This is a genomic window from Exiguobacterium sp. E4787 (assembly GCF_018618375.1).
GTDB lineage: Bacteria > Bacillota > Bacilli > Exiguobacteriales > Exiguobacteriaceae > Exiguobacterium > Exiguobacterium chiriqhucha.
This window is the reverse complement of sequence record NZ_JACSLY010000002.1, coordinates 45,652-59,211: the sequence shown is the minus strand read 5'-3', so window position 1 is coordinate 59,211 and position 13,560 is coordinate 45,652. Positions and strand designations below refer to the sequence as shown.

General features: G+C 53.1%; 13 protein-coding genes. 11 read left to right on the top strand and 2 right to left on the bottom strand.

The features are described 5' to 3' along the window. Nucleotides 1–129 precede the first annotated feature (129 nt). From KNP80_RS02765 to nhaC, 9 genes are all read left to right on the top strand, one after another. Entirely contained in the window at nt 130–795 is a 666-nt protein-coding gene (locus KNP80_RS02765; RefSeq protein ID WP_214832770.1) for a 50S ribosomal protein L25/general stress protein Ctc, read from the top strand. 208 nt (nt 796–1,003) lie between these two features. Further along, complete coding sequence (locus KNP80_RS02760; RefSeq protein WP_029595608.1) at nt 1,004–1,846, top strand: formate/nitrite transporter family protein; 843 nt, start codon at nt 1,004–1,006, stop codon at nt 1,844–1,846. 189 nt (nt 1,847–2,035) lie between these two features. Further along, nucleotides 2,036–3,880: an anaerobic ribonucleoside triphosphate reductase gene (locus KNP80_RS02755; protein WP_214832768.1), complete on the top strand. Its 1,845-nt coding sequence runs from the start codon at nt 2,036–2,038 to the stop codon at nt 3,878–3,880. After that, nucleotides 3,858–4,313: an anaerobic ribonucleoside-triphosphate reductase activating protein gene (gene nrdG / locus KNP80_RS02750; protein WP_021067287.1), complete on the top strand. Its 456-nt coding sequence runs from the start codon at nt 3,858–3,860 to the stop codon at nt 4,311–4,313. The genes KNP80_RS02755 and nrdG overlap by 23 nt, the downstream gene beginning before the upstream one ends. A gap of 54 nt (nt 4,314–4,367) precedes the next feature. Next, on the top strand, nt 4,368–5,186 hold the full coding sequence (locus KNP80_RS02745) for a fumarylacetoacetate hydrolase family protein (RefSeq protein ID WP_214832766.1): 819 nt from the start codon (nt 4,368–4,370) through the stop codon (nt 5,184–5,186). A 122-nt stretch (nt 5,187–5,308) separates the two neighbouring features. Further along, complete coding sequence (locus tag KNP80_RS02740) at nt 5,309–6,571, top strand: S1C family serine protease (protein ID WP_214832764.1); 1,263 nt, start codon at nt 5,309–5,311, stop codon at nt 6,569–6,571. Between the two features lie 56 nt (nt 6,572–6,627). Then, the gene (locus KNP80_RS02735) at nt 6,628–6,972 is read left to right on the top strand and encodes a DoxX family protein (RefSeq protein WP_198922698.1); all 345 of its coding nucleotides are present in this window, start codon (nt 6,628–6,630) and stop codon (nt 6,970–6,972) included. A gap of 20 nt (nt 6,973–6,992) precedes the next feature. Further along, a complete protein-coding gene (locus tag KNP80_RS02730; RefSeq protein WP_214832762.1) occupies nt 6,993–8,087 on the top strand; it encodes an amidohydrolase in 1,095 nt (364 codons plus the stop codon). Nucleotides 8,088–8,248: 161 nt separating this feature from the next. Next, nucleotides 8,249–9,649 (top strand): Na+/H+ antiporter NhaC, encoded by a 1,401-nt coding sequence (gene nhaC, locus KNP80_RS02725; RefSeq protein ID WP_214833901.1) that lies wholly within the window; start codon nt 8,249–8,251, stop codon nt 9,647–9,649. A gap of 14 nt (nt 9,650–9,663) precedes the next feature. On the opposite strand, the gene KNP80_RS02720 is transcribed toward nhaC, so the two are convergent. Beyond that, complete coding sequence (locus KNP80_RS02720; protein WP_214719706.1) at nt 9,664–10,857, bottom strand: HTH domain-containing protein; 1,194 nt, start codon at nt 10,855–10,857, stop codon at nt 9,664–9,666. 78 nt (nt 10,858–10,935) lie between these two features. Between KNP80_RS02720 and KNP80_RS02715 the strand changes: the two genes are divergently transcribed. Together KNP80_RS02715 and KNP80_RS02710 are read left to right on the top strand one after the other, a co-directional pair. After that, the gene (locus tag KNP80_RS02715; RefSeq protein WP_214719705.1) at nt 10,936–12,066 is read left to right on the top strand and encodes a mandelate racemase/muconate lactonizing enzyme family protein; all 1,131 of its coding nucleotides are present in this window, start codon (nt 10,936–10,938) and stop codon (nt 12,064–12,066) included. Next, nucleotides 12,053–12,724 (top strand): hypothetical protein, encoded by a 672-nt coding sequence (locus tag KNP80_RS02710; RefSeq protein ID WP_214719704.1) that lies wholly within the window; start codon nt 12,053–12,055, stop codon nt 12,722–12,724. Before KNP80_RS02715 ends, KNP80_RS02710 begins: the two co-directional genes overlap by 14 nt. Before the next feature lie 35 nt (nt 12,725–12,759). Here KNP80_RS02710 and KNP80_RS02705 read toward each other — a convergent pair whose 3' ends face one another. Then, nucleotides 12,760–13,509 carry a GDSL-type esterase/lipase family protein gene (locus KNP80_RS02705; protein ID WP_214833572.1) on the bottom strand — a complete coding sequence of 250 codons (750 nt, stop codon included), beginning with the start codon at nt 13,507–13,509 and terminating at the stop codon, nt 12,760–12,762. Nucleotides 13,510–13,560 lie beyond the last annotated feature (51 nt).

Here is a 13,560-nt window from a genome sequence, read left to right as displayed (position 1 = left end):
TTTATGTCCGGGTGCCTATGGGAACAATATACACATGTCACTCAACGCATCGAGGTTGAGAGGTGGCTTTTTCACTGCCTCACCCTCAAGATGTAGACATGATCGATAAACCAGTAGGGGGAAAAGATTATGGCAGACACGCTTAAAGTAACGAAACGAGAATTACGACCACGTTCGGTCCGCGCAAACTTGCGTAAAGAAGGTAAAGTACTAGGTGTCGTATACGGCTATAAAGTCGAGAGCACACCAGTTGCATTCGAGGAGATGGCACTTCGCAAGATTCTCCGCGAACACGGTGACAACGCGTTAATCGAGTTGAACATCGACGGCAAGAAAGTGAACACGCTCGTTCACGGGACAGAAGTTGACCCGTTCACGAACGAATACAAGCACGTTGAGTTCATGGCTGTAAAGATGGACGAAGCGACGGAAGTCGAAGCGGACGTCACACTCGTCGGCGACGCTAAAGGTGTCAAAGAAGGCGGCTTCTTGGCGCAAACGCTCTATAAAGTAACGGTATCGGCGACACCGGCCAACATTCCTGAACGCATCGAACTCGATGTGTCTGAACTCGGTATCGGTGATTCGGTCACGGTAGCTGACATTCCAGAGAATAAAGACTATGAAATCGTCTCGGATGGTGAGCTTCAAATCGCATCTGTGAACGAGCCGGTCTCGCTTGAGGAGCTTGAAGCAGACACAGAGACAACGACAGAAGGTGAAACCGAAGCGACTGAAGAGTCAGCTGACGAAACTTCTGAAGCGTCTGAAGAGAAGTCTGAAGGCAAAGAATAATCATGATCGAACGACCCTTTGCGAAGGGTCGTTTTTTTCGTCACAAATCCGACATATGTAAACGATTACGATGTGAAAAATGTGTCAACATGGTCCAAGGTCGATTGCAATTTATTGGATTCGGGCTTATATTGTTAATGATTTCACATGTTCGTTCTTATTATATGGGTTCATTCAAACAGAAAGAAGGGTTTGTGACATGGCATCAATGGAAATCCATGCACTCGAATCATTACGGAAAAAAGCTCAGGCATCTTCGCAAATGATTCATTATCGGCCAATGGAATACTTTTTACGGGCAATGCTCGCGGGGATCTTTATCGGATTCGCTTCAATCTTCACACTTAAAGTCGTCAACGGGATGTACTTGATCGATTCGCCGTTCACGACACTCATCGGCGGGTTCTCATTCGGGATCGCCCTTGTCATGATCATCTACGGCGGAGCCGAACTGTTCACGGGGAACACAATGTACTTCACGACGTCGACGTTACGCGGCTATACGACGCTCAGCGACACGATGCTCGTCTGGTTACTTTGTTTCGTCGGGAACGCGCTCGGTGGCGTCTTGTTCGCCTTGTTGCTCGCCCCGACCGGCGTCATCCAAGAACTCGGGATGGATAACTGGTTGTTCGCGGTCGTCGAGAGCAAGATGCATCATACGACGGTCGAGATTTTCTTCCGTGCCATCTTCTGTAACTGGATGGTCTGTCTCGCGATTTTCTTACCAAAACAGATGAAAAATGAGTTCGCTCAAATCTTCTCGATGATTTTCCTCGTCGCCGTCTTCTTCGCGTCAGGATTTGATCACGTCATCGCCAACTTCGTCTTATTTGCGCTCACGCTCGTCGTCCCACACCCTGAGGCGATTAGCTTTGCCGGCGCCATCCACAACTTGATTCCGGCCACGTTCGGTAACATCATCGGCGGCGCCTTGTTCATGGGTGCGATCTATACGTGGTTGAACGCGAAAGGCTTGCGCGAAGCTCAAGAGTCAGAGGAAAAAGAAGAAGTTGAATTAAAAATCGTGAAACCAGCTAAAGAATTATAAGTTGGGTCACTTGAAAGAACGGTCGAGTCCATATGCGGGCTTGGCTGTTTTTGCGTTTATATCACAACCAACGCTCACAATTTAGACTCCACATCTCCATGCTCAAACATGACATAATCTATATATGGAATTGAATCGAGTTCATAACTCGATTCATATCAATATATAGTGAGGTGATGCGGAGTGAACATGCTCCAGCTTTATGAAGATGTCTGTGTTCTCCCAGATCAAGATCTCGTACAAGAGAACGCCAACGTCGACGGGAAATCACCACTTGGCAAACTGGCACGATTATCCTCGGAAGTATCGAAACAGCTGTCGACAACGTATTTGTTGTCAGAGAGGACACGTCAGGCCGTCGCAGACAACTTTTTGTACATCCACGACGCCGACTATTACGTGACGGGATCGACGACGTGTTGTCAAATCCCGCTCGGCGAGTTGTTGACGAACGGATTTCATACCGGTCACGGGACGATTCGACCACCCCAGGACATCCGTTCGGCGATGGCACTCGCTTCGATCATTCTTCAAGCGAACCAGAATATGCAACACGGGGGTCAAGCGTTCCCGATGTTCGATGTCGATTTAGCGCCATACGTCGAAAAGACGTATGAACGTCAACTGGAGCGTCTCAAGAAGCTTCCGGTCGAATGGTCGACCGAGCAACTTCTCGAAGTCGCTGAGACCGAGACAATCACAGCGACCTATCAAGCGTGTGAAGCGTTCATCCATAATGCCAATTCGATGCATTCGCGAGGAGGCGGCCAAGTGCCATTCGTCTCCATCAACTACGGGACCGACACGAGCCGTTGGGGCCGGATTTTCATCCGCGAGTTGTTGCATGCGACCGAACGAGGGCTCGGTAACGGGGAGACGCCGATTTTCCCGATTCAAATCTTTAAAGTAAAAGAGGGTGTCAACTTTCATGAAACCGACCCGAACGTCGACTTGTTCCGACTCGCCTGTCGCGTGACGGGCAAGCGTCTATTCCCGAACTTCTCCTTCGTCGATGCCCCGTTCAACTTGCAATATTATGATGGGAGCCATGACTCAGAAGTCGCTTATATGGGGTGTCGGACACGAGTGATGGGGAATCGTCACGGCGCCGAGACATCGATTGGACGAGGTAATTTATCGTTCTCGACCTTGAACTTGGTCAAGATGGCGCTCGTCGCTCCGGACATCCATACATTTTATGAGACGCTCGACACCTACGTCGACGTCGCCATCGATCAATTGCTCGAACGGTACGACTATCAAGCGAAGCGTCATGCCGACGAATTCCGCTTCCTTTACGCTCAACACGTCTGGAGGGGCAGCGAGAGACTCCAACCGGAAGAAGAGCTACGGGATGTACTGAAGCAAGGGACGTTGTCCGTCGGTTTCATCGGTCTCGCCGAAGCGCTACGCGTGCTCACAGGCGGCACGCATGCCGATTCACGGGAAGCGGAACGTCTCGGACTCGATATCGTCACTCATTTACGTGATCGGATGAGACAGGCGGCAGAGCAGCACGATTTAAATTTTTCGCTCTTGGCCACGCCGGCCGAAGGATTGTCTGGGAAGTTCGTATTGAAGGACCAGCAGGCGTTCGGGATGATCGAGGGTGTCACCGACCGCGCCTTTTATACGAACTCGTTTCATGTGCCGGTATACAAGTCAGTGTCGATTCGTGACAAGATTCGGTTGGAGGCACCGTACCATGCGCTCTGTGACGCGGGTCATATCACTTATGTCGAAGTCGACGGGTCGCTCGCCCATAACCCGGAAGCGGTCGAAGCGATCGTCCGGCTCATGCGAACCGAAAACGTCGGCTACGGATCGATTAATCATCCCGTCGACCGGTGCGGTAACTGCGGCCTCGAGGGAACGATCGATGCCGCGTGCCCGACGTGTGGCGAGGAAGAGCAGATTGAACGGATTCGTCGCATCACCGGCTATCTGGTCGGCACGATGGACCGATGGAATTCGGCGAAACGAGATGAAGAACGAGCGAGGGTGAAGCATCATGCGCGTCCTATCCGTACTTGACGAATCGGTTGTCGACGGTCCAGGCATTCGCACGGTCATCTTTACGGCGGGATGCCCTCATCGCTGTCTTGGATGTCACAATCCGGAATCATGGAACCCGCGAGGTGGGGAAGACGTACCAGTCGAGGACCTGCTCACCCGAATCGAACAATCCGGTTGGGACGGTGTCACCGTCTCGGGCGGAGAGCCGTTCCTGCAACCGGAAGCACTAGCCCGGCTCGTCGACGGGTGCAAGGCACTTCAGAAAAATGTGTGGGTGTATACAGGCTATACGTTCGAACAGTTACAAGGTATGGACGATGAGTACGTCACGAGCGTGCTCGATCGTGCCGATGTACTTGTCGACGGTCGTTTCGAACAGCCGCTCATGGACCGGTCGCTCCGATTTCGGGGGTCGAGCAATCAGCGAATTATTTTCTTGAACAAAGCGTAATCGGGACCGTCGCGTCCCGATTTTTTGTATACTAGCAAAAAAGGGGGAATTTTGATGAAATGGTGTAGTTTTCAAGTTGAAGGAGAGCAAAGGGTCGGTGTCGTGGCAGGGGAGTTTGTTTATGACGTCAGTGACCAATTACATACGACTTCGTTGTTAGAGGTCATCGCGCGGGAGTTTAAACCGGATGTCGATTTGGACGTCGCACCTCGGATCCCATTGACCGACGTCACGCTCGTCGCGCCATACCGACCACTCAAAAACGTAATCTGTATCGGCAAGAACTATGAAGAACACGTGAAAGAGATGGATACGGCGGGAGCCGGCAAACTCGTCATCTTCACGAAAGCTCCGACTTCGGTCGTTGGACCAGGGGCTGTCGTCGAACGTCATCCCGAACTGACCGACCAACTCGATTACGAAGGCGAGCTCGCCGTCATTATCGGAAAATCAGGGCGGGACATCGACGACGTCGACGCCCATATTTTCGGCTATACGATTTTGAACGATATCACGGCCCGGGACGTTCAAAAACAGCACGTCCAATTTTTCCGCGGTAAATCGTTCGACACGTTTTGTCCGCTCGGACCGTATATCGTCACACCGGATGAGCTCTCGTTTCCACTTGTGATTCAAACGGTCGTGAACGGTGAGACACGCCAAAACGGGTCGACAGCGGACATGATTCGTCCAATTGAAGAGTTGATTCGGACGTTGTCGAAAGGGATGACGCTAGAAGCTGGTGATATCATCGCCACCGGTACGCCGGCGGGGGTCGGCCATGGGATGAAACCGCCCGTCTATCTCCAATCTGGGGATACAATCGAAGTGAGCATCACGGGACTCGGGACGTTAAAAAACGTTATCGTCTGACCCAATTGACGCAAATTGTGAAGAATCTTGTAATCGATGTCTCATTTCCGCACAACGATGACTATGCCTCTTATACTAAGGGTATAACAAAAGAGGAGACATCATATAGGAGATGATTACACATGGAACGCAACGATCGTCCAACAGAATCAAATGAACCAAATCGCCGCGAGGATTGGCTCGACACCGAGCTTGGCTCGTCCGAACAACGACACGAGCCGTCGCGCGCAACACAACCGGCCCGACCTTCATTCGTCGGTCGGATGTTCCCTGGGTTTGTAGGTGGGGTAATCGGTGCTGTCTTGACTGGGGCCATCGCCTTCCCGTTCATCGATCAAGTCCCAACGAACGTGTCTGATACGAACGTGACGTCGGAAGGGTCACCGGTCCAGACGACATCGACGACGGCGGACAGCTCGGTCATCGATGCGGTCGCGACCGCACAACCTGCCGTCGTGACGGTAAACAATTTTGCTTCGAACGGATTATCGAATGAATCGGTCGAAGCTGGTGTCGGCTCGGGTGTCATCTATAAGAAAGACGGTGACTCGGCTTACATCGTCACGAACCATCACGTCGTCAACGGTGCTGACCGTTTGACCGTGACATTCAATGACGGATCGACAGCGGACGCCAAGTTGATGGGCAGTGACGCCACGTACGACTTGGCGGTGCTCGAAGTCGATGCGGACAAAGTCTCATCCGTCATCACGATGGGGAAGTCGAGTGAACTGAAGCCTGGACAGACTGTCATCGCCATCGGCAATCCGCTCGGCCAGTTTGAGAACTCGGTCACGCGCGGCGTCGTCTCGTCGACGTCCCGTCTCGTTCCGGTCGATACGGATGAGAACGGACAAGCCGATTTCAATGCCGAGGTCATCCAGACGGATGCTGCCATCAACCCAGGTAACTCCGGTGGCGCCTTGATTAACGAATCGGGCCAATTGGTCGGAATCAACTCGATGAAAATTGCGACCGATTCGGTGGAAGGGGTCGGCTTCTCGATTCCAGTCGATATCGCCTTGCCGCTCATCAACCAAATCGAACAGACGGGCGAAGTGAACCATCCATCGCTCGGCGTGTCGCTCCGTGACGTGTCCGAGTTTCCACCGGGGTACTTGACCGAGCAAATCAACTTGCCGGAGTCGGTGACGGCCGGTACGATTATCGTCGAAGTGCAGACGAATAGCTCGGCCGCACGGGCCGGACTCGAAGCACGCGACGTTATCGTGAAAATTAACGATCAAGCCGTCTCGTCGTTCATTGACCTTCGGAGTGAATTGATTCGCGATACGGACGGAAAGGTCAAAATCGAATACGTTCGTGACGGCAAGACCGAGACGGTCGATGTCGAGATTCAAAATGCGAATGGGGATGCATTGTAAAGATGGGCACGTAGCCCATCTTTTTTGTTATGCTTAGAAAAAAGGAGGGGATTCCATTGATTCGCACACTATACGGTGTTTTATTTTTAGGAGCCGGCATCATGCACTTCGTTCAAGAACGGGCGTTCATGTCGATCATTCCGAAATCATGGCCGTTCAAACGGTTCATGGTCCAGGCGAGCGGGGTTATCGAAGTCGTCTATGGCGCACTGTTGCTCACGAACAAGGGAACACGGTTTGTGAAGGGAACGTTACCGGCATTTTTGATTGCCGTCTTCCCGGCCAATATCAATATGGCGCTCAAACCGTCGAAACTCGGCAAGATGCCGCTCCCGAAATGGGTGACGTGGGCCCGATTGCCGCTGCAATGGGTATTGATTAAAGGGGTCAAAAAAATATAAGTACATATGGGGGATCGATCATGACGAACGTATTGAACTGGTTTGAGCATTTTCATGCCCATCCCGAAGTGAGCTGGAATGAATTCGAGACGACGAAGACGATTGCCGATATTTTGACGTCATGGCAAGTCCGTCACGAAACGTTTGCCGACGTCACCGGCGTCATCGCCGAGATTGGTGAGGGAGATGACGTCATCGCTGTCCGAGCCGACATCGACGCGTTATGGCAACAAGTTGACGGGACGTTCCAAGCCAATCACTCATGTGGCCATGATGCCAATATCAGCATGGTGCTCGGTGCACTTGATGAGTTGCGACACGAACACTTGCCGAAACGGGTCCGGTTTATTTTCCAACCGGCCGAAGAACAAGGCAACGGGTCGCTCGCGATGATTCGACACGGGGCGTTACAAGACGTCAGTCAGCTGTACGGCATTCATTTGCGTCCGCTCGAGGAACTGAAACGCGGTCAATATGCGGCTGCGATTCAACATGGGGCCGCGTTCTTCTTGAAAGGCAAGATCAGCGGGGACGATGCTCATGGTGCGCGGCCGCATCAAGGTCAGAACGCGTTAGACGTCATCTTCACGATTCAACAGATGCTCAAAAGCATCTATTTGTCGCCGTTCGAGCCGCATTCGGTCAAACTGACGGGCGTCCAAGCCGGGAGTGAGAATTTGAATATCATTCCGGGCAATGCGACATTCTCGATTGACGTCCGGGCCCAACAGAACAAGGAACTGCTCGAGCTACGCGACCGGGTCGAGACGATGTTGCACCAGATTGCAGTCCTGCATGGAGTGACGATTGACTGGGAGTGGCAAGATTTCACCCCTGGCGCCTTGATTGGCGAGCGTTCGAGCCGTCATGCGGCCGAAGCGATTAGTCAGCGGTTCGGGGCCGATGTGCTTGTCGATCGCATCATCACGTCAGGTAGCGACGATTTTCATTTTTATACGGTCGAACAGCCGGGACTCGATGCGACGATGATTGGAATCGGGGCCAATTTGACGCCAGGGCTTCATCATCCACAGATGATGTTCGATCGTGACGTATTACCGGAAGCGGCCGCCCTGCTCGCCGATACGTTGCGCCGGGCCGTACACGCTATATGAACGACGAAATGAACGAGGCGACTTCGCTTCCGTTCATTTTTGTATTGCCTTCCCCGAATGTAAGCGTTATCATCATCTTATTAGCGACAATATAACGACAATTCAGAATCTTTCGCTATCGGGGAGGAAGACACATGGAACAACAGGGGAACAAGGTAGACATGAAGCTTCGCTGGGTAGTATTGCCGCTACTTGTCATGATCGGGGTCATGCTCGTAGCCATCGTCCAATTAAAACAAGGGCCACACATCCCGCTCATCATCGGGACGGCGGTGGCGGCACTTGTCGCCTGGCGACACGGCTATAAGTGGAAAGAGATTGAAGAGATGATGTACAAAGGGATTCGGCTCGCCTTGCCGGCGGTCGTCATCATCATCTTGGTCGGCTTGACGATTGGGGCGTGGATTGGGGGAGGTGTCGTCGCGACGATGATTTATTATGGGTTGACGATTATCTCGCCGGCCTATTTTCTTGTGACGATTTGTATCATCTGTGCGGTCGTTGCGCTCTCCATCGGCAGTTCATGGTCGACGATGGGGACGATTGGCGTCGCCGGGATGGGCATCGGGCTAAGTATGGGGATACCAGCACCGATGGTCGCCGGAGCGGTCATTTCTGGCGCCTATTTTGGGGACAAGATGTCGCCGCTGTCGGATACGACGAACTTGGCGGCCGGTTTGACGCATACTGACCTATTCGTCCATATCCGTCACATGCTCTATACGACTATCCCGGGCCTTATCATTGCGCTTGGCGCGTATTGGTGGCTCGGCCGCCGCTTCAGCGAGACGATGACGGACTCGTCGGAAATCGTCCAGACGCTCGCGATTTTAAAAGACAGTTTTGTCATCTCACCGTGGTTGTTGCTAATCCCGCTCGCCGTCATCGCGCTCGTCGCGAAAAAAGTGCCGGCCATTCCGGCACTCGTCGTCGGCATCGCCCTTGGCTTTTTGGCGCAAGTCATCGTCCAAGGCGGCTCGCTCTCAGATAGTGTCGGCGCGCTCCAAAGTGGATACGTGATCGACACCGGCAACGAACTCGTCGATAACTTGTTCAGTCGGGGTGGTCTCGATGCGATGATGTATACCGTTTCGATGACGATCGTCGCGATGACGTTTGGGGGCATCTTGGAATACTCGGGCATGCTCCAGTCCATCATGAACCAAATCGTCAAACTTGCGAAGACGGCCGGATCGATGGTCGCTTCGACGATTTTAGCGGCGTTCGCGACGAACGCATCATGTTCCGAACAATACATCTCGATCGTCGTGCCGTCACGCATGTTCGCCAGTGCCTACGAGAAGATGGGACTTCATTCGAAGAACTTGTCGCGAGAGCTTGAAGACGGCGGTACGCTCACGTCGGTCTTCATCCCGTGGAATACGTGCGGCGTGTTCATTCTCGGGACACTCGGCGTCGGGGCGTTCGAATACGCGCCATACGCTATCTTAAACTTTGTCGTTCCTGTCATTTCAATCATCTATGCGTTCACAGGCTTCACGATTGAACGGATCGCTGTGTTGAGTGCAGAACCACCGATTGAACAACAAGCGGCGCAATAAAAAATTTCCCGGCCTCATGAGGTCGGGAAATTGAATTTATAGACGGCGCGAGGCCGGCCTTGGCCATAGCTCATCTCTTCACCGATCACATCGACGATGCCGGCGTCATGTAGTTTTTTGATGAGCCGTTCCGTCGTACGTCGCGTCACGTCGAGATAGTCGGTCAACTCTTTAGCCGTGAACTCGTGCTTTCGTTTGGCGAATTGTAAAATCTTCCCGATATTGACGGGGCTGACTCCGGCTTGTTTGATGAAGTCGAAGGCAAGTTGTTCCGTCACGCGATACGGGATGTGCGCGTCACGGGTCGGGAACGATAATCGTTTGGAATCATCGACGATGCGGATGCGCTCTTCACTTGCGGCAGACAAGGCGATTTGAGCATGCTCGTCCGCCTGTTGATAGTCCGTGCCATAACCGATTCCAATGCGGTACGTCCCGTTCGGTGCGAGCGTATCTTCTTCGAACGCGTTCAGCACTTCACCTTTGGTCGTCAATACTGTGATGTGATGGTCCTCCGCGGACTCGAGATGTCCACCCAGATACCGGACCGAGTCGAGATGGTCACGCAACGCCATATCGTCCGTGTCGTAGCGGATGATGGCGAACTGGGCGGCATCGGCCAACTGTTGCCGAACTTGTTGAATTAACTGTTCGAGATGGTTCCTGACGGTCACTGTCGGCTCAATCATCAGTTGACTGTTGAACCCGGCACGAACGAGCTCATGATGTACCCGCTCGATGCTCGTGATGGCCAGATTCGTTTGTTTGCCTTGGTGATTGGTATGAAAGGCGATGACGTCCTCGAATGCGAGATCAGGACTGATGCGCATGACGGTGGGGGCGACCCGTTCGTTTGGAAACGAGTCGAGAATCGACGTCAGTCGTCTCGGTTCGACCAAATCGATTGATACTTGATTGAGCGACACGGAGTGGGTGAGCGTCGCATATAGAAGCGTCGTCAAGAGGACAGTCTCGTCTTGGACGACGTGATGTGCCGCCACGTGGCTAAGATGAGGGGTCGCATAGGCGAACGGGAATGAGCCGGAAAAAAAGACGCCGTCGAACGAGCCGAGCGTTTGAGCGATGGTCGCTGCTTCGTGCGGATGCTCATACGGATGATAGGCGAACCGGACGTCCTCTGGTGAACCGAGCGAGCGAATCGTCTCCACAAATTCGTGCGATCCGACGATGGCGATATGGATGGACATCAAAACTCCTCCTTGCAATTTAACGACTATTTAACGACAATATAGCTAATGACAAGTAAGAAGTAAAGGAGAATGGATATGAGAATAGAGAAAATCGAACTGTTTGCGATTCGTTTACCGTTAAAAGTGCCGTTCATCGTCAGTTACCATCGTTATGACGACATGCCTTCAGTGATTGTAAAATTGACAACCGAATGTGGTCACGTCGGCTATGGAGAGGCCGTCGCCGATGAACATGTCACGGGCGAATCGCTCGATAGTACAATCAGTGTGATTCGACATGTGCTCGGACCGCTCTTAATCGGAGAAAATCCGATACAGATGGAACGGATTCACGACGTGATGGACCGGGCCATCCGTGACGTGCCGGCGGCGAAGGCGGCTCTCGATATCGCCTGTCATGATGTCGTCGGGAAAAAGCTCGGGCTTCCAGTGTATGATTTGCTCGGTGGCCGTTATCACGACGCGTTTCCGGTCACGCACGTCCTCAGTATCGGCGAGCCGGAGGCGATGGCGGCCGAGGCTCGCGAACAGATTGAACAAGGGTACACGGCCGTCAAGATGAAAGTCGGCGTCGACGTCGCCTCGGACGTACGTCGGGTCGAGGCGGTCCGTCGTGCCGTCGGCCCAGACGTGCCGATTCGGGTCGACGTCAATCAGGGTTGGGTGAATGCCGCCAAGACACTCCAAGCGATGAAGCAGCTCGAGCCATTCCAAATCGATTGGGTCGAACAGCCGGTCAAGGCCGACGACTTTGAAGGCATGGTCGAAGTGAAAGGGAAAATCACGGTGCCGCTCATGATTGATGAAGGGGTGCGCGGCGTGACGGAGATGCGTCGGTTGACGATGATGCAGGCCGCCCACAAAGTGAACATCAAACTGATGAAGTGTGGCGGCATCTACCCGGCGAAAAAACTCGTGCATATGGCCGAAATGTCGGGCATCGAGTGTCAAATCGGGTCGATGGTCGAGTCGTCGGTCGCCTCGAGTGCAGGCTTTCATGTCGCCTTCTCGAGCAAAATCGTCCAATCGGTCGAGTTGACAGGTCCGCTTCGTTTCGCCGAAGACATCGGCAACTTGATGTACGACTTGCCGTTCATCCGCCTGTCCGATGGGGCAGGTCTCGGTGTCGACGTCGACGAGGCCGTCTTGTCACGGCTTACAAAGGCGACGTATGTCATCGGAGGGGTCGACCATGTGGCGCAGTGAGTGTAACGGCCTCGACATCGAGGTCAACTATTTGACGATGACAGAGCTCGCACAAGTCGAGGCGGTGCAACAGGCCGTCATGGCCACATTGACGGAAGGAAGCCAGTACCAGTCCCTCACGACTGAGGAGTTCGTAAAGCTGTTGACCGACCGCACATTGATTGGGGCGTACCACGAGGGCACGTTGATCGCATTCCGCGCGCTCCTGATCCCGCCGCTCGACGAAGAGCATCTAGGATACGACATCGGTTATCCGCTTGATGCGCTCGACCGTATCTTGTATCAAGAAGTGACGAACGTCCATCCGGACTACCGCGGCTACGGTCTGCAACAGTATCTCGGTAGGCTACTCATGAAAGAGCTTGAACATGGCAGTCGGTTCGACCTCGTCTGTGCGACCGTGGCGCCTTTCAATATCCCGAGCCTGAAGGATAAGTTCGCCCTCGGCCTTCGCATCGGTGCCCTCAAACCGAAATATGGCGGAAAGCTGCGCTACATTTTTATGAAAGAACTGCACAGCGACTGGCTCCCGACTGGTGACACGACGTGGCTCGATATGGGCGAGACGGAGCAACAAGTCGCCTTATTGAAGGCAGGCTGGTTTGGGACGACGATGACACGCGACGGGGAGAGCTGGCTCGTCAAATATGAACGATAAAACATGGCCTGATCGCGACGATCAGGCCATGTTGCTTATTCGAGGATGAACAATACGTCCTCGGCTAACTTCTCATATGTCCGGTCGCTCGGATGGAACTGGTCGGTCGCAAGGTCACGGCCGACGTCCGAGACGTAAGCGAACGGATCGATCACATCGATGCGTTGCGCGTTAGCGAACGTGGATGCCGAGGCGTTCCAATCGAGAATCAATTGATTGAACGCCTCTCCGTTTTCGTTCTCTTGGAACGGGTTATAGAGCGCGATATAGACGATTTGCGCCGTATCGTTCAATCCGCGAACTTGTTCGAAGATCTCATTCAAGTTCGTCTTCGCTTCGGTCACGACTTGATCGATATCGACCGATTCGAAATTGTCGACATTCTCGCCGCGGTTGAACAAGTCGTTGCCGCCGATTGTGAGCGTGATATAGCGGGCGTTCTCAATCGTGCGTCTTACTTCAGGTTGTTCGAGCTGCGCCAATAAGTCTTCCGTCCGGGCGCCGGAGACGGCCAGATTCTGCGTACGGATATTATTCTCTTCGAGCGCTTCACCGACCGGTTGGACGTAGCCCGCACCGGATGTAGAGCCGACACCGCGTGTCAATGAATCTCCGAGTGCGACGTAAACATCACCGACCGGTTCGGGTCTCGTATCTTCGCTGACCGAGAGTGTCCGTTCCGGCGGATTGACGATATCTTGGTAACCGATCCATAAACCGTATAGGGCGATGCCCGTCAAGAAAACAGAACCGATTAAAAACGCATACCATTTCCCATTTTTCATGTGATGACCTCACTTTCTATAGAACTATCATATCAAATAAGTGTGAACCTG